The sequence below is a fragment of the Scandinavium hiltneri genome (assembly GCF_024764835.1).
Lineage (GTDB): Bacteria > Pseudomonadota > Gammaproteobacteria > Enterobacterales > Enterobacteriaceae > Scandinavium > Scandinavium hiltneri.
Genome location: NZ_JALIGE010000069.1, coordinates 279,656 through 295,065, shown reverse-complemented (window position 1 = coordinate 295,065; position 15,410 = coordinate 279,656). Strand labels below are relative to the sequence as shown.

19 protein-coding genes are annotated in these 15,410 nt (G+C 50.5%); 16 read left to right on the top strand and 3 right to left on the bottom strand.

Going from position 1 to position 15,410, the window contains the following annotated elements; genetic code table 11:
- Positions 1–425: 425 nt before the first annotated feature.
- From MUU47_RS05890 to rluB, 10 genes are all read left to right on the top strand, one after another.
- Positions 426–704 carry a hypothetical protein gene (locus tag MUU47_RS05890; protein WP_258987246.1) on the top strand — a complete coding sequence of 93 codons (279 nt, stop codon included), beginning with the start codon at positions 426–428 and terminating at the stop codon, positions 702–704.
- Between the two features lie 9 nt (positions 705–713).
- Positions 714–1,100 (top strand): hypothetical protein, encoded by a 387-nt coding sequence (locus tag MUU47_RS05885; protein ID WP_258981074.1) that lies wholly within the window; start codon positions 714–716, stop codon positions 1,098–1,100.
- Positions 1,100–1,324 (top strand): hypothetical protein, encoded by a 225-nt coding sequence (locus tag MUU47_RS05880; RefSeq protein ID WP_258981076.1) that lies wholly within the window; start codon positions 1,100–1,102, stop codon positions 1,322–1,324. Before MUU47_RS05885 ends, MUU47_RS05880 begins: the two co-directional genes overlap by 1 nt.
- Positions 1,317–1,619, top strand: coding sequence for a hypothetical protein (locus tag MUU47_RS05875; RefSeq protein WP_258981078.1), 303 nt, complete (start codon positions 1,317–1,319; stop codon positions 1,617–1,619). The genes MUU47_RS05880 and MUU47_RS05875 overlap by 8 nt, the downstream gene beginning before the upstream one ends.
- Positions 1,620–2,300: 681 nt before the next feature.
- Positions 2,301–2,522 (top strand): hypothetical protein, encoded by a 222-nt coding sequence (locus MUU47_RS05870; protein WP_047956068.1) that lies wholly within the window; start codon positions 2,301–2,303, stop codon positions 2,520–2,522.
- The gene (locus MUU47_RS05865; protein ID WP_258987245.1) at positions 2,519–2,887 is read left to right on the top strand and encodes a hypothetical protein; all 369 of its coding nucleotides are present in this window, start codon (positions 2,519–2,521) and stop codon (positions 2,885–2,887) included. Before MUU47_RS05870 ends, MUU47_RS05865 begins: the two co-directional genes overlap by 4 nt.
- Positions 2,888–2,908: 21 nt before the next feature.
- Positions 2,909–3,943 carry a major capsid protein gene (locus MUU47_RS05860; protein ID WP_258987244.1) on the top strand — a complete coding sequence of 345 codons (1,035 nt, stop codon included), beginning with the start codon at positions 2,909–2,911 and terminating at the stop codon, positions 3,941–3,943.
- A gap of 131 nt (positions 3,944–4,074) precedes the next feature.
- Entirely contained in the window at positions 4,075–4,275 is a 201-nt protein-coding gene (locus MUU47_RS05855; RefSeq protein WP_218336834.1) for a hypothetical protein, read from the top strand.
- Entirely contained in the window at positions 4,268–6,127 is a 1,860-nt protein-coding gene (locus MUU47_RS05850; protein WP_258987243.1) for a hypothetical protein, read from the top strand. The genes MUU47_RS05855 and MUU47_RS05850 overlap by 8 nt, the downstream gene beginning before the upstream one ends.
- A gap of 212 nt (positions 6,128–6,339) precedes the next feature.
- Positions 6,340–7,245, top strand: coding sequence for a 23S rRNA pseudouridine(2605) synthase RluB (gene rluB / locus MUU47_RS05845; RefSeq protein ID WP_258987242.1), 906 nt, complete (start codon positions 6,340–6,342; stop codon positions 7,243–7,245).
- Positions 7,246–7,269: 24 nt separating this feature from the next.
- Here the strand turns inward: rluB and cobO are convergent, their stop codons facing one another.
- Positions 7,270–7,860: a cob(I)yrinic acid a,c-diamide adenosyltransferase gene (cobO, locus tag MUU47_RS05840; RefSeq protein WP_258987241.1), complete on the bottom strand. Its 591-nt coding sequence runs from the start codon at positions 7,858–7,860 to the stop codon at positions 7,270–7,272.
- On the bottom strand, positions 7,857–8,615 hold the full coding sequence (locus MUU47_RS05835) for a YciK family oxidoreductase (RefSeq protein ID WP_258987239.1): 759 nt from the start codon (positions 8,613–8,615) through the stop codon (positions 7,857–7,859). Before MUU47_RS05835 ends, cobO begins: the two co-directional genes overlap by 4 nt.
- Positions 8,616–8,877: 262 nt before the next feature.
- On the opposite strand from MUU47_RS05835, the gene sohB reads away from it, so the two are divergent.
- Positions 8,878–9,924 (top strand): protease SohB, encoded by a 1,047-nt coding sequence (gene sohB / locus MUU47_RS05830; protein ID WP_258987238.1) that lies wholly within the window; start codon positions 8,878–8,880, stop codon positions 9,922–9,924.
- A 31-nt stretch (positions 9,925–9,955) separates the two neighbouring features.
- On the opposite strand, the gene MUU47_RS05825 is transcribed toward sohB, so the two are convergent.
- On the bottom strand, positions 9,956–10,207 hold the full coding sequence (locus MUU47_RS05825; protein WP_125354779.1) for a YciN family protein: 252 nt from the start codon (positions 10,205–10,207) through the stop codon (positions 9,956–9,958).
- Positions 10,208–10,629: 422 nt separating this feature from the next.
- On the opposite strand from MUU47_RS05825, the gene topA reads away from it, so the two are divergent.
- From topA to ymiC, 5 genes are all read left to right on the top strand, one after another.
- On the top strand, positions 10,630–13,230 hold the full coding sequence (gene topA, locus MUU47_RS05820; protein WP_258987237.1) for a type I DNA topoisomerase: 2,601 nt from the start codon (positions 10,630–10,632) through the stop codon (positions 13,228–13,230).
- A gap of 195 nt (positions 13,231–13,425) precedes the next feature.
- A complete protein-coding gene (gene cysB / locus MUU47_RS05815) occupies positions 13,426–14,400 on the top strand; it encodes an HTH-type transcriptional regulator CysB (protein ID WP_097161090.1) in 975 nt (324 codons plus the stop codon).
- Between the two features lie 324 nt (positions 14,401–14,724).
- Positions 14,725–14,886: a YmiA family putative membrane protein gene (locus tag MUU47_RS05810; protein ID WP_509908861.1), complete on the top strand. Its 162-nt coding sequence runs from the start codon at positions 14,725–14,727 to the stop codon at positions 14,884–14,886.
- Positions 14,887–14,888: 2 nt separating this feature from the next.
- The gene (locus MUU47_RS23635) at positions 14,889–15,056 is read left to right on the top strand and encodes a YciX family protein (protein ID WP_509908860.1); all 168 of its coding nucleotides are present in this window, start codon (positions 14,889–14,891) and stop codon (positions 15,054–15,056) included.
- A 128-nt stretch (positions 15,057–15,184) separates the two neighbouring features.
- The gene (gene ymiC, locus MUU47_RS05805) at positions 15,185–15,283 is read left to right on the top strand and encodes a small membrane protein YmiC (RefSeq protein ID WP_258987235.1); all 99 of its coding nucleotides are present in this window, start codon (positions 15,185–15,187) and stop codon (positions 15,281–15,283) included.
- Positions 15,284–15,410 lie beyond the last annotated feature (127 nt).

Sequence of the window (15,410 nt, the reverse complement as noted above, 5' to 3'; positions counted from 1 at the left end):
GCAGTGGCAATGGTTTTATAATCACGAACGACCAAATATGGCATTAAATGGCTTCACGCCGATGCAGCATATTCAACGCATGACCTGATTCTATTTATCACCTCCGTTAAAAATGGGGGGATTACCCAACAACGGAACGCGATCAGGCGGTCATTGATGATGATGTGCCCAATTGGTTTAACTGTAAAGATGACGTGAAACCAAAGCCAACAGCGCCAATGAATAGAATGAACGCGGCTTGTGAGATATTAATTCGGAACATTGACCACCAAGCGGAAACGGAAAGTTTCACCCAGTTTACCGAAAGGGTTTGTCGAAATAATCGAAAGATACGGCTACCAGAAGGGATCGAGGATTACTTCAAGAATACCCATCCTGAACTCTATAATCTTTTCGACCCAATACCATTTTAACTAAGAGGAATTATGAAACTGTATTTAATAAACGAAAGCACTAACTTTCATCTTGGCTGCAATGATGTAGCGATGCGCATTTATAACCACCTTGCCAGCCTCCACCGTGAGAATGGATTATTCCGTTCCAGCGTGAAACAACTTTCAAGCGCCCTGGGATATTCTGAAAGCGGAATCCGTTATTGGCTTTCGCTCCTAAAAGACGCGAAGGTGATCGCCATCACTCGCAGGGGCGGTTATTACGATTTCGACGTTAATCACAACGTTTCTTTCATCACCTCGAACAATTAACGAGGTGCAATGAGAAAACGGGAACGTAGTAATATTGTCAGGATAGAACAAGCAGCAAGAGCAACAAAACATAAATTCACCACCACGCTAAAAAATTATGCACGGGAATCAATCCCAGGCGAGCTAATAACCACCGTTCGAGAATATCCCGCAGCAGTGCCAACCGGATCAGAGTTTGAACTATTGCAGGACGTTCTGTCGTCAACGGATAACGTCTTCTATAAACCACGCCGCCGCCGTGAATACCGGGTTGATTCATCCAATCTCCAGCATTGGCAGGTGTTGGGTTTCCAGCATTACGCCGATTATGTTGGATATTCACAAACTAATGGCCTGAGCGGTCACACCGCCGATTTTGATTTTATTTTCCATGACGAAAAGGAAATTCACGACTGATGCACGTACAGACAACCCAAACCAAACGCTTCGCCCAGAACTTTAAATGCTGTGAATGGTATTTCACTGAGATCGACACCATCACCAATGATGCCTATCTGACCGATGAAGAAAAATTAGCAGCCCTCGACGAATTGGAAGACAAGATTCTCACATTAGCCGCGCCGTTCCTGGCAGTGGCAACCACTATCAAAATGAATAAGGGACGAATGACAAATGACTAAAAATGAGATTGATGATGCCTTGGGCGAATTTCACGATGATTATCACATCCCGCTGCTTGCCGCAGTTAACGCCGTTTACAAAGCAAGCCCTGAGAGCAAGCCTGAGAAGCTCTCTGACGCTGTTAAAATGCTTCATCTGTCAGCGGCAGCCCTGGAAGGGATCATTCTCTCTGTGGAGGGTACAGAGAGCCTACGTGAGGATCAGGAGCTGGCAGAGGAAGTTACACAGATGGCGCTGTCCCTGGCAGCGTGTAAGGACGAACTGAGCGACCTGTTACAAAACCAATCCGGATAAATATTCAAATATAATGAATAAATACTCATAAAGTGCTTGCATTGTTGTCACTTTTATGTTATACTTAAGATAAGGGTTAAGTATTCGAATCACTTCGCCTCGTATGTCAATACACCTTAGAGAATGCCGTTTCCCATAGGCGGCGCTCTCTCCCTTTGAATGTCCTCTCTGAAAGCTGGTTGTTTTCCTTTGTTGTGTTTAGTTCCAAAGGGTGGCGCGGTCGTTCCCGCTTGTGTCGGGTGGTAACGAACAATCACCGCGCACATTCTCTTTCAGAGAGCATATTCCGTGCTCTAAACCTTATAACCTCCGTTAGGGATTATAAGCGGTCAGACTGAATAAATGCTGTCAGCATTATTTACGTTCAGGCTGGCATTCTCTTATTATTGTTTCCAGCGATGATAACGAGATTCCACTTTCCCACTTCTTGCCATGACAGAAGGGCTTCTGTTTTGAAGTGGGAGCAATGACGGGCGATCCTACCTCTGTTATTCGTAACAGTTGCGCCCATCATTATTTTAGAAGTCATTCTTTAACATCATAATCCTCCAAAATGAAAATGACGTTAAACAATGCCTCTCTAACAAGGTATTCCTCCAGGGCTACTTCGGTAGCCCTTTTCTTACCCTGTGTACAACATAAATGCTGTATGCAGACACAACGCGAAGGAAACAAAAATAGATGTTTCTACTTAATAACAAATCGCGTGTACTCAAATATAAAAATGATGTTCTCACCGTCAATCCTCAAATGATTGAGATGGTGGCTCAGTATGCTGGTTGTTCGGTTGATGAAGTGATCAAAGCGATGGATACATATTTTCCTGACGAATCACCAAAACAAGAAACAACTATTCAGGATTTGATTGCACGTAAAGTAAAAAAGGAATCAACCAAACAATGATTATTGATATTGATACGCTGTTCCCACAGCGCCTATCACCAACTGATATTGTCAGTTATGCCACAGACACTTTCGCCTCTGTGGAAAGCAAGATTTTTGCCTCTCTTCCTGCTGATGTTGAATGCGGCGATGTGCTTGATAGCACGGGCGCTCTCTACGCCTCCGGCGCTGATGCCTTTGTGGTAGTGAGTGAATTTGTCACTGCTGGCTCTAATAAAGCCGTCAACGTCCTACGCTCTCCGGCGCGTGGCTCTCTTGTCTGCATCAAATCGGACAACCTCACCGCTGCTGATGGCGCACACGATGCCGCTGTAGCTGCTCTGGCTGCTCAAGGCTTCCAGATGCGCGAATTCTTCACCAGTTAATCAAGGAAGGAAAATAATAACATGGCTATTTTAGGTCAAAACTACGTGGATCTTTCTCCACTCTTCAATCTGAACCCAACACGTAACTATCTGCTTGCCTCACTGGGGCTGTTCGATGGTGTGGGCGTTTCTTCTCATAAAGTGGCGGTGAGCCGTCTTGTTGAAGACAACAGATCTCTGTTCAATCAGCCTACCGCGCGTTTCTCAAGTGAGCATAACGTGACAGCACGGCAGAACGGGAAGGAATACCTGATCGAGCTTCCGTATTTCCTGCGTGAAGACCAGATCACTCCGGCAGATATCCAGGGCAAGCGCAAGCCTGGCACGGACACCCAAGAAACCCTCACCGATTTATTCACTGATTACACCCATAAGCACAGCGTAGCGTTTATGCGTACTCGTGAGAGCTATCTTGCACGTTCTCTGTTCTCCGGTACGGTGAACACTCCGAAAACTGATGATGTGCTGATCGACTTTGGCGACCTTTTCGGCGTAGCGCCAATGAACACCACGCTTGATCTCACTGCTACAGACAGCAGCACCCTACGTGCAATTGATGACATGGTGAGCCAGATTACCGAAGCGGCTCAAGGTATGGCGGCACAAGTGGAACGAATCATCGTTTTCGCTAAAGGTGGATTCTATAGCGACCTGCGTTTCAGTCCTGCAATGGAAGCGGCTTTCCGCTACGTGTCTCCACTGGATGAAAGCAACGTTGTTTATCAGCGTCGTGACCTTCTGCCAGGCGTGAGCACTTTCAGCATTCCAGGCACGAATTGCGATGTAGTGAAAGTGACAGATCCGCTGCTGATCGCACAGATGGGTGATGCTGATGCTATCGCTATCCCGCAATTTGCGGCTGCCTCGAACGTTTACCAGAACATCTACGGCGCTCCGTCGAGCAACTTTGAACTTCTGGACGCTACCCCAGCAGAAACCTATAGCTGGAGCTATGAAAGCGAACGTGGCGACGTGGTGAACGTGATTTCAGAGAACAGTTCTCTGCCTGTGAATAACGGGTTGGGCTTCTCGGTTCACATCAAAGCCTCAGAATAATGAGCAAAGCGGCAGCCTGGGCCGCTGGAAATAATCAGGCGTTTTAATGAGGGATGCAAACTAATCCACAGCGCAATTGTGGCTCTGGTGGCATCCCTTTTTTATTTCCATAAAACAAGAGGAAAAACTAAATGGAGATGATTTTAAAATCAAGTCGTGGATTGCACGTCCGACTGAAAGCCGATGATGCAGAAGGGTTGCTCAAGGTGAGCCAGCTTTGCGAGCTATTAGAGATTTCTTATACGGGCGTAAGAGCACGTATTTTCCGTGGTGAAACCGTCGAAGCGGCAATTCATCACTTCTTGGATCAGAAAGGCGGTGGTGATGCTTGAGATTAACACGTCCAAAATCATCAACACTGTAACTTTCACCGTTGATCGTAAGAGTATTGCGGAGGCTAAAAAAGCAGCCGATGACCTGCAACGCCATTTTAAGAAGCTGGAGAATCCGAAAATTCGGTTCCAGGCTCAGAAGCAACGCCGACAATCAGCGAGGGAAAAAGTGGCAGATGCTAAAGCGGCTTCGCCTAAATCTACCAGTGACTTAAAGCAGCAACGTCAGGCAGAAAAGGCGGGTAAGGCACAAGCCAGGGAAGCGGCGAAAATTGCGAAAAGGGAGGAAACGGCTTCCTTGAAACGGCGCTCAGCCATTCTACAGATGAAAGGCATAGCCGGAAAATACGGCGTTGATGCCGCCACACAACACCAGTTTGCTAAATTCGCTCACGAACAAACCGAGCTTTTCCGTAACGGTCAGATCAGCAGCCAGAAGATGAACTATGAGCTACGCGAGAGAATCGCCCTGATGCGGAGAGAGGCAGCGTTACAAGCTAAAGTTACCGCCAGTACCCAACAACAAGCGGCTGCATTGAAACACGCCAAACGCACGGATTACAAAGGCGCGGCGGCTGGTATCAAAGAAAAGGGGCTGAACGTGATCGGCGGTGGCGCAGGCTTTATTGCTGGTACAGCGGCTTTAGCTGCTGGGGCAGGAGTATTGGCTCGTGTCCGTGAGACAGCTACAGATAATCTCGACTTGGTGAGAAAGAGCGACAGCGTGAAGGTAAATCCAAACGCCGTTAAAGCGCTGGTACAGGCAAACCGTCAGCGTGGTATTGATTCAAACTACGACACCATAACCGACAATTTCAAAGATGTGCGCGAGCGCCTGGGCGAGTCTGTAACCAATAGCCAGTTCGATCAGAAGTCTGGTAAATGGAAGGGTGGTAATGGTGCTATAGATAACATCCTGAATCAGTTCGGCTGGAATAAAAACCAGATCGCACAATATCAGGACGATCCTCTCAATTTCGTTCAGGCAGTCCAGAACGAAGGGCAGCGTAGAGGCATGAGTGATGCTTCCATAGGCCACCTGTTCGAGGATCTGGGTAACGATATGTCCTACTTGGTGCCAATCCTGAAAAACGGCGGCGCTGAATTCGACAAGACGCTAAGAACTCTCGTGTCCTCCGGTCAGACACTGAATGATGAGCAGATCCGCCAAACGTATGCATACGGCGACCTGTCTACCACGTTGCAAGCTGTCAACAATGGCTTTAACCAGAATCTTACTTCCGGCTTCCTCGAAGGGTTTGGTAACGCTGGTAAGGATTTAGCGGAGAACACCGCCACTCTGAACGAGACAGCAAAAGCATTAGGATCGGGGCTTGGAAACCTGTTAGCGCAAGTGACAGGTTTCACGAAGGAAATCTCTGATGACCTCAGCAAGTTTAACGGCTGGATGAAAGAAACATTCCCTTCTCTGTACTCTGATCCTAATAAGACCGCGCCAGATGCTATCTATGATAAGGCGGTTAACGGCTCAGCGAACAGTGCAGCCGATTGGGTGCAGGATAAGACGGGCTTCAATACCCGCACCGTGGGGCCAACGATAGCCGAATGGCTGGGCCTGGGTAATCAGCAAGCAGGAACCGCTGCTAATCAATACAGCCTGTCTGGTGACTCTCTGCGTGATAGTGCTATGTCTCTTGGTGGTGGTGCGCCAGCTTACACGCTGAATCCTACGTTTAACCTCACTGTAGCACCGGAAGTGCCATTGACGATCCAATCTGACACGTCACGATTAGCGGATTATGTGGATTTCCAGGCCAAAGCAAGCCAAGCGAGCTTCACACAGTCGCTAACGTTGGCTGTCAGCAGCGGTCAGAGCAGCACAGGCGGGTGATATATCAAAGGGGCGTAAGCCCCTTTTTCATTTGCTCAAAATGTAATCAATACCTACATTTAAGATGATGCACATGGTGTACAACAAAGTAGGTTACAACGTGGTGAACATCGCGTATAATGGCTTTCATCAAAATATGCTAACGCATTGATTTATATAGATTTGTTAGTATCAAGTCGACGCCTGGGAAGGCGACACCTAAAGGATGCTCGATGAGCGAGAAATTACAGAAAGTGCTGGCCCGCGCCGGCCACGGCTCCCGCCGTGAAATCGAAACCATGATTCAGGCCGGTCGTGTCAGCGTTGATGGCAAAGTTGCCACGCTGGGCGATCGCGTTGAAGTTATTCCCGGTCTTAAAATTCGTATCGACGGACACCTGATTTCCGTTAAAGAATCCGTGGAACAGATTTGCCGCGTGCTGGCGTACTACAAGCCGGAAGGCGAGCTGTGCACCCGTAGCGACCCGGAAGGGCGTCCGACGGTGTTTGACCGCCTGCCAAAACTGCGTGGCGCACGCTGGATTGCCGTAGGGCGTCTGGACGTGAACACCTGTGGCCTGATGCTGTTCACCACCGACGGTGAACTGGCGAACCGCCTGATGCACCCGAGCCGCGAAGTTGAGCGTGAATACGCCGTGCGCGTGTTCGGTGAAGTTGACGAGAATAAAGTGCGTCAGCTGTCACGTGGCGTGCAGCTTGAAGACGGCCCGGCAGCATTCAAAACCATCAAATTTACCGGTGGCGAAGGGATCAACCAGTGGTACAACGTGACCCTGACCGAAGGGCGTAACCGCGAAGTACGTCGCCTGTGGGAAGCCGTAGGCGTGCAGGTTAGCCGTCTGATTCGCGTACGTTACGGTGATATTCCATTGCCAAAAGGCCTGCCGCGCGGGGGTTACACCGAGCTGGATCTGGCGCAGACCAACTACCTGCGTGAGCTGGTAGAGCTGAAGCCGGAAACTGAATCCAAAGTGGCGGTCGAGAAAGATCGTCGCCGCGTGAAGGCCAACCAGATCCGCCGAGCGGTGAAACGTCACACGCAGGTGGGCGGTAAGCCCGCGAAGACCGGCGGAAACGGTCGTCGCTCCAGCAGCCGTAACAGCGGCAGCGGTTCATAAGATAAAAGGCCCCTGGGGCCTTTTTTAATAGTCGATACCGAGCTGCGCTTTAATGCCTGCATCGAAGGCATGCTTCACCGGGCGCAGTTCGCTTACCGTATCCGCTATCTCCAGAATATCCCGATGACAGCCGCGGCCCGTGATGATGACCGTCTGGTGATGCGGACGGTGGCGGAGCGCCGTTAACACCTCTTCCAGCGGCAGATAATCGTAAGCCACCATGTAGGTCAACTCGTCGAGAATAACCATATCCAGGCTGGTATCGGTCATCATACGCTTCGCATGTTCCCACACCGCTAAACAGGCGGCAGTATCGCCCGCTTTATCTTGCGTGTTCCAGGTAAAACCGGTCGCCATCACCTGAAACTCTACGCCATGGGGCTCCAGCAAATTTCGCTCGCCGTTAGGCCATTCACCCTTGATGAACTGAATCACGCCGACTTTCTTACCATGACCCACCGCGCGCGTCGCCGTGCCAAACGCTGCCGTGGTTTTGCCTTTGCCGTTACCGGTCAGCACCAACAGGATACCGCGCTCTTCCTGGGCGTCAGCGACGCGAGCATCAACTTTCTCTTTCAGACGTTGTTGTCGTTCGCGATGACGGTCGTCACTCATTGTGAAATCCCTGGTTTGCGGCCCGGCTGGGCGTCGAAAGTCGTTCCCGTTTTGCGACGGCTGTCATCGCCCATCAGCCATAAATACAACGGCATGATGTCGGCAGGGGTTTTAAGCTTCTGCGGATCTTCCGTTGGAAACGCGCTAGCCCGCATCCCGGTTCGGGTGCCGCCTGGGTTTATGCAGTTGACGCGCAGCTGGCTCTGATACTCTTCAGCCAGTACCTGCATCATGCCTTCGGTGGCGAATTTGGAGACCGCATACGCGCCCCAGTTGGCCCGGCCTTGTTGCCCGACGCTGGACGAGGTGAAGACCAGCGAACCGGAATCCGATTTGAGTAATAAAGGAAGAAGCGCCTGGGTGAGGAAAAATGTGCCGTTGACATTTACCTGCATCACATCCTGCCAGACATCCGGCTTTTGCTGGTCCATCGGTACGACGTCACCCAACAGACCCGCGTTATGCAGCACGCCGTCCAGGTGCGGAGTGTGAATACTGATTTTCTGCGCCAACTGCTGACAGATTTCTGGCGTGCAGGTGAGCAAATCAAGAGTAAACCACTGTGGTGCAATGCCGCCTTCCTGTTGGATCTGCTGGGCAACGGCCCGCAGTTTATCTTCATTGCGACCCAATAGAACCACGCTCGCACCGTAGCGGGCGTAGGTCAGAGCGGCTTCACGACCGATACCGTCGCTGGCGCCGGTGACCAGAATGATGCGATTTTGTAGCAATTCGCGTTGCGGTTGATAATGCACGGACTCTCTCCTGTGGCGCTTCGTCGCCCCACGTTACTGTTCTGCTTCTGTTTGTTCGCTTTTCGGTTTTATGCCCTAAACGAGCGTGTATTTCAATCAGCCAGACGGAAAGCCTGTTCAGAATTAACATTTTGCAATCATTTCATTGCCCATGAAAAAAACGGGAAGCATGCTCGCATCGTACAATTCTGGCGGGAGACGCACTGTATGGGCTGTTGTACACTGTGCGCGATAACCAAGTGATTCTTTTCAAGGTGGAAGCGTGGAACTACTTTCTCAATATGGGTTGTTTTTGGCGAAAATCGCCACGATTGTGGTCGCGATTGCGGTAGTTGCTACGCTAATCGTGAATCTTACCCAACGTAAAAGGCAGCGCGGAGAGCTGCGGATCACGAATCTCAGTGAACAATATAAAGAGATGCAGGAAGATATGAGCGTGGCGCTGCTTGACGGCCCACAGCAAAAGCTCTGGCACAAAGCGCAGAAGAAAAAGCACAAGCTTGAAGCCAAAACGGCGAAGGCTAACGCGAAGAAGGGCGTAAAAGAAACCGGCGATAAGCCCAAAGTCTGGGTACTGGATTTCAAAGGCAGCATGGACGCCCATGAGGTCACCGCGCTGCGTGAAGAAGTCACCGCTGTGCTGGCGGTGATCAAACCGCAGGACCAGGTGGTCGTGCGTCTGGAAAGCCCTGGTGGCGTGGTGCATGGCTATGGCCTTGCCGCGTCACAGCTCCAGCGTCTTCGCAATAAGCAGATCCCGCTGACCATTGCGGTGGACAAAGTGGCGGCCAGCGGCGGCTATATGATGGCCTGTGTCGGCAACAAAATTGTTTCCGCCCCGTTCGCCATTATCGGCTCCATCGGCGTGGTCGCGCAGATCCCGAACTTTAACCGTTTCCTGAAAAATAAAGATATCGACATCGAATTGCATACTGCGGGTCAATATAAACGCACGCTGACGCTGCTCGGTGAAAATACCGAAGAAGGGCGACAGAAGTTCCGCGAAGATCTCAACGAAACCCATCTGCTTTTTAAAGATTTCGTGCATCAAATGCGCCCGCAGCTGGACATTGACCAGGTGGCGACAGGCGAACACTGGTACGGTCAACAGGCTCAGGAGAAAGGGCTGGTGGATGAAATTGGCACCAGTGACGACCTGCTGCTCGGGTTGATGGACGGGCACGACGTACTGAACGTTCGTTATCTGCAACGCAAGAAACTGATGGACCGTTTTACCGGCAGTGCTGCAGAAAGCGCAGATCATCTGTTGATGCGCTGGTGGCAGCGCGGGCAAAAACCGATGATGTAAATGAAATGCGAGGCCTGAGCCTCGCATTTTTTTAATCGACCAGGTGGTATTTTTCTGACAGCTGGTGAGCGAGATATTTGAACATATTGAACACTGCGGTGCTCTTTGGTGTCGGCAGGCCTTGTTCATCAAGATAGTATTCGCCGCTGAACACCAGCACGCCGTTGCGCTGGGTTACACCGGTCGCTTCGATACCTTTCATCGTATCGTCATGTTCACGGATCAGGCGGTTAGCTTCTACCAGCAGGGACTGGCTATCGATAGGTTGGGATGTTTCTTGCATCACTGACTCCTCTAAAACACTGCCAATAGTTTACGCCCGGCGCGCCACGCGGGCAAATTTTCCCTGTTAAACACAAGGACATCGCGAGGTCGCGTCGGCTGGCGGGAATTGCTTTTGCATGCTAATAAAGTTGCGTAACAGATTTTATCAGGTACAGTGTGACGCTTTCGCATTCTGGCAACAGAATTGCTTGACATTCGACCGAAAATTCTTCGTGCTATACCACCTGGCAGGAAAAGGCCAGCAAACTCAATCCTCTGACTCAGGCTTCTGGGGCCGGACCAGAGAAGGGGTTGATATCCATTGACGCCGCCACAAGATTTAGGCACGTCGCCAGTGGAAGGTGAATTCAAGTGCGATATATGCACCCTCCTTTTGGAAAGTGCGTATTCCTGGAAGAATCAAATTAGGTAAAGGTGAATATGGGTAAAGCTCTCGTTATCGTTGAGTCCCCGGCAAAAGCCAAAACGATCAATAAGTACCTGGGTAATGACTACGTTGTGAAATCCAGCGTGGGTCATATCCGCGATCTGCCGACCAGTGGCTCAGCAAGCAAAAAGAGCGCCGACTCTACCGCCGCCAAACCGGCCAAAAAGCCGAAAAAGGATGAACGCGGTGCGCTTGTAAACCGCATGGGCGTTGATCCGTGGCACGACTGGGCTGCCCAGTACGAAGTGTTGCCAGGTAAAGAAAAGGTTGTCGCTGAACTCAAACAGTTAGCTGAAAAAGCTGACCATATCTATCTCGCAACTGACCTTGACCGCGAAGGGGAGGCCATTGCATGGCACCTACGGGAAGTGATCGGTGGTGATGACTCACGCTATAGCCGCGTGGTGTTTAACGAGATAACCAAGAATGCGATTCGTCAGGCGTTTGACACGCCAGGTGAACTGAATATCGACAGGGTTAATGCTCAGCAGGCGCGTCGTTTCGTCGACCGCGTGGTGGGTTACATGGTCTCTCCACTGCTGTGGAAAAAGATTGCTCGTGGCCTGTCTGCAGGACGCGTACAGTCTGTTGCCGTACGTCTGGTTGTTGAGCGCGAGCGTGAAATTAAAGCGTTCGTTCCGGAAGAGTACTGGGAAATTGACGCCAACACCGCGACGCCGTCAGGCGATGCGCTGCCGTTGGAAGTTAGCCATCATCACGATAAGCCGTTCCGTCCGGTTACCCGTGATGAAACCATGGCCGCCGTTAGCCAGCTTGAGAAAGCGCGCTACAGCGTACTCGAACGTGAAGATAAGCCGACCAGCAGCAAGCCGGGCGCGCCGTTCATTACCTCCACGCTCCAGCAGGCGGCAAGTACCCGTCTCGGCTACGGCGTGAAGAAAACCATGATGATGGCTCAACGTTTGTATGAAGCGGGTCACATCACTTATATGCGTACCGACTCCACAAACCTGAGTCAGGACGCGGTAAGCATGGTTCGCGACTACATTGGTGAAAACTTCGGTAAGAAATACCTGCCGGAAAACGCGAATCAGTACGCCAGCAAAGAGAATTCACAGGAAGCGCACGAAGCAATTCGTCCTTCTGATGTCGCGGTTGTGGCCGAATCTCTGAAAGATATGGAAGCTGATGCACAGAAACTGTATCAGCTGATCTGGCGCCAGTTTGTTGCGTGTCAGATGACGCCAGCACAGTACGATTCCACCACGCTAACCGTTGGTGCGGGTGATTTCAAACTGAAAGCGCGTGGTCGTACTCTGCGCTTCGACGGCTGGACAAAAGTCATGCCTGCGCTGCGTAAAGGCGACGAAGACCGTACGCTGCCGCCGGTGAAAAAAGGTGAAGAGTTGACCCTGGTTGAGCTGCTTCCGGCTCAGCACTTTACCAAACCACCGGCGCGATTCAGCGAAGCGTCTTTGGTTAAAGAACTGGAAAAACGTGGTATTGGCCGTCCGTCTACCTATGCGTCGATCATTTCGACCATTCAGGATCGTGGCTATGTTCGCGTCGAAAACCGTCGTTTCTACGCCGAGAAAATGGGCGAGATCGTCACCGATCGTCTGGAAGACAACTTCCGCGAGCTGATGAACTACGACTTCACCGCGCAGATGGAAAGTAGCCTTGACCAGGTCGCAAACCATCAGGCCGAGTGGAAACAGGTTCTGAACGACTTTTTCGGCGACTTTACCCGTCAGCTCGAAACGGCGGAGAAAGATCCGGAAGAAGGCGGTATGCAGCCGAACCCGATGATCATGACCAGCATCGACTGCCCAACCTGTGGCCGTAAGATGGGGATCCGTACCGCGAGCACCGGCGTGTTCCTGGGCTGTTCCGGCTATGCTTTACCGCCGAAAGAGCGTTGTAAAACCACCATTAACCTGGTGCCAGAAAACGAAGTGCTGAACGTACTGGAAGGCGACGACGCGGAAACGAATGCGCTGCGTGCTAAGCGCCGTTGTGCCAAATGCGGTACGGCGATGGATAGCTACCTTATCGATCCGAAACGTAAGCTGCATGTCTGTGGTAACAACCCGACCTGCGACGGTTACGAAATCGAAGAAGGCGAGTTCCGCATCAAGGGTTATGATGGCCCAATTGTTGAGTGTGAGAAATGTGGTTCTGAAATGCACCTGAAAATGGGACGTTTTGGTAAGTACATGGCCTGTACCAACGACGATTGCAAGAATACCCGTAAGATCCTGCGTAACGGTGAAGTGGCTCCGCCGAAGGAAGATCCAACTCCGCTGCCAGAACTGCAGTGTGAGAAATCAGATGCGTACTTCGTGTTGCGTGATGGCGCTGCGGGCGTGTTCCTGGCGGCAAATACCTTCCCTAAATCGCGTGAAACGCGTGCACCGTTAGTGGAAGAGCTGTACCGCTTCCGTGACCGTCTGCCGGAAAAACTGCGCTATCTGGCAGATGCTCCACAGGAAGACGGCCAGGGCAACAAGACCATGGTGCGTTTCAGCCGTAAAACGAAGCAGCAGTACGTGTCTTCTGAAAAAGACGGTAAAGCGACCGGTTGGTCTGCCTTCTTTATCGACGGCAAGTGGCAGGAAGTCGCGAAGAAGTAATGCATTTCTGAATCACTGAAAAACACCGTTAAGGGCCGCTCTGCGGCCCTTTCTTTTGGCAAAAATAGCCACGTTATTATTTTTTCTTCACATCTATACACATCCGGTATAAATGATATAGTGGTTATAGTTAACCATTTTTTTATTATCAAATCGTATTAGGCAACCGCGCCGTACGCATATCGGATACCGGTCATGAAACTACAGCAACTCCGTTATATCGTTGAGGTTGTGAACCATAACCTCAACGTTTCCTCGACCGCTGAAGGATTGTATACCTCTCAGCCAGGCATCAGTAAGCAGGTCCGTATGCTCGAGGATGAGCTGGGTATCCAGATATTTGCCCGAAGCGGAAAACACCTGACGCAGGTGACGCCGGCGGGGCAGGAGATTATCCGTATCGCGCGCGAAGTCCTGTCTAAAGTCGATGCGATAAAATCGGTTGCCGGGGAACATACCTGGCCGGATAAAGGCTCGCTTTACGTGGCAACCACCCACACTCAGGCGCGTTATGCGCTACCGGGCGTTATCAAAGGCTTTATTGAGCGTTACCCGCGCGTGTCGTTGCATATGCACCAGGGTTCGCCGACGCAAATCGCCGAAGCGGTCTCCAAAGGCAATGCCGATTTCGCCATCGCCACCGAAGCGCTGCATCTGTATGACGACTTAGTTATGCTGCCGTGCTACCACTGGAACCGTTCTATTGTGGTTACGCCAGATCACCCACTGGCAGGGAAAGGGTCGGTGACCATCGAAGAACTGGCGCAGTACCCGCTGGTCACGTACACCTTTGGTTTCACCGGGCGTTCAGAGCTGGACACCGCGTTTAATCGCGCAGGGTTGACGCCGCGTATCGTGTTCACAGCAACCGATGCCGACGTTATTAAAACCTATGTGCGCCTGGGACTGGGCGTCGGTGTGATCGCGAGTATGGCCGTCGACCCGGTTTCCGATCCTGACCTTATCAAGCTCGAGGCCGGCGACATCTTCAGCCACAGCACCACCAAGATTGGTTTCCGTCGCAGCACTTTCCTGCGCAGCTACATGTACGATTTTATTCAGCGCTTTGCACCGCACCTGACCCGCGACGTGGTCGATACTGCCGTGGCGCTGCGCTCCAATGAAGATATCGAAGAGATGTTTAAAGATATCAAATTACCTGAGAAATAATTTCTCAGGGTATTAATGGTATCCCTGGCAACGGGGATATCGTGAATTAGATCACTTAACGTAAATTAAAATCTCCCTCATTTGCATTTATCCTTTTTCTGGTTTCCATTCCCAGGCCCTCTAATTTTATTAATCTGCTGTTAAAAATCGACAAAAGTAGAAACTATTTTGCTGCTTCGCAAATTTTTCTCGTCAATTATTTATTTGCCGTCAAAGATTGAAGATCCAATGGGTAACCATTCGTAAAATCGCTGGATTTTTAGCGCCTTTTTAATTAGGATTAATCTCAATGATGATTACTGGTACCGATTGTTCGGTGCAATAATGATAAGTGACGCCGATTGTATGAGGTTAGCAATGCCATCAGGAAGTGAAGAACCGCAGAGGGATGCTGAGCTGAAGCGAAAAGCCTGGCGGGCGGTATTCCTGGGCTCTGCGCTGTTTTGGGTGGTTGTTGCACTACTCATCTGGAAATATTGGGGCTAAAAATGGTTGTTTCTGGTCAGAGTCTGCCCGTGAAGGCCGCATGTCAGTCAAATGACAAACCTCAGGACCACAAAAAGGAGCCGGTAACCGTTCCAGCCTCCTGGAAACTGACGACCCAGCAGAAGGCGTTTATTGATTCCTTTGCTGATGCCGACGATAAAAAAAGTTAATCATTCAACAGAATGTTTTCGGCGAGTTTGCAGTACGTTCGTTTTTGTACTCGTTAATAAATACACCACAGCAATGAGACCACTGCCTGAATAGGCAGTCAGAATGAATAACTATAGGTGTTAATATAATGAATACGAAACGTAACCTGAAATACTGGTCATGGATTGGAGCCTTTACACTTTCAGTCCTTTTCTGGTGCCAGCTAGTCTGGATGCTCATCAAATAATCCTCTGATAAACCCGGTGCTTACGCCGGGTTTACTGTCTTTTGCCTGTCACGTTTCCCTGCCATTTATCAATTTGGGTTGTTATCAAAGCGTTACGTTGTGGTTGTGTTATCTTTATAGACAGACC

Coding starts and splice junctions, on each gene's coding strand:
- cobO (WP_258987241.1), bottom strand. CDS start 7,860: ATGAGTGACGACCGTCATCGCGAACGACAACAACGTCTGAAAGAGAAA.
- topA (WP_258987237.1), top strand. CDS start 10,630: ATGGGTAAAGCTCTCGTTATCGTTGAGTCCCCGGCAAAAGCCAAAACG.
- MUU47_RS05885 (WP_258981074.1), top strand. CDS start 714: ATGAGAAAACGGGAACGTAGTAATATTGTCAGGATAGAACAAGCAGCA.
- MUU47_RS05810 (WP_509908861.1), top strand. CDS start 14,725: ATGATAAGTGACGCCGATTGTATGAGGTTAGCAATGCCATCAGGAAGT.
- MUU47_RS23635 (WP_509908860.1), top strand. CDS start 14,889: ATGGTTGTTTCTGGTCAGAGTCTGCCCGTGAAGGCCGCATGTCAGTCA.
- MUU47_RS05875 (WP_258981078.1), top strand. CDS start 1,317: ATGACTAAAAATGAGATTGATGATGCCTTGGGCGAATTTCACGATGAT.
- cysB (WP_097161090.1), top strand. CDS start 13,426: ATGAAACTACAGCAACTCCGTTATATCGTTGAGGTTGTGAACCATAAC.
- MUU47_RS05850 (WP_258987243.1), top strand. CDS start 4,268: ATGCTTGAGATTAACACGTCCAAAATCATCAACACTGTAACTTTCACC.
- MUU47_RS05890 (WP_258987246.1), top strand. CDS start 426: ATGAAACTGTATTTAATAAACGAAAGCACTAACTTTCATCTTGGCTGC.
- MUU47_RS05855 (WP_218336834.1), top strand. CDS start 4,075: ATGGAGATGATTTTAAAATCAAGTCGTGGATTGCACGTCCGACTGAAA.
- ymiC (WP_258987235.1), top strand. CDS start 15,185: ATGAATACGAAACGTAACCTGAAATACTGGTCATGGATTGGAGCCTTT.
- MUU47_RS05865 (WP_258987245.1), top strand. CDS start 2,519: ATGATTATTGATATTGATACGCTGTTCCCACAGCGCCTATCACCAACT.
- MUU47_RS05870 (WP_047956068.1), top strand. CDS start 2,301: ATGTTTCTACTTAATAACAAATCGCGTGTACTCAAATATAAAAATGAT.
- MUU47_RS05825 (WP_125354779.1), bottom strand. CDS start 10,207: ATGCAAGAAACATCCCAACCTATCGATAGCCAGTCCCTGCTGGTAGAA.
- MUU47_RS05860 (WP_258987244.1), top strand. CDS start 2,909: ATGGCTATTTTAGGTCAAAACTACGTGGATCTTTCTCCACTCTTCAAT.
- MUU47_RS05880 (WP_258981076.1), top strand. CDS start 1,100: ATGCACGTACAGACAACCCAAACCAAACGCTTCGCCCAGAACTTTAAA.
- rluB (WP_258987242.1), top strand. CDS start 6,340: ATGAGCGAGAAATTACAGAAAGTGCTGGCCCGCGCCGGCCACGGCTCC.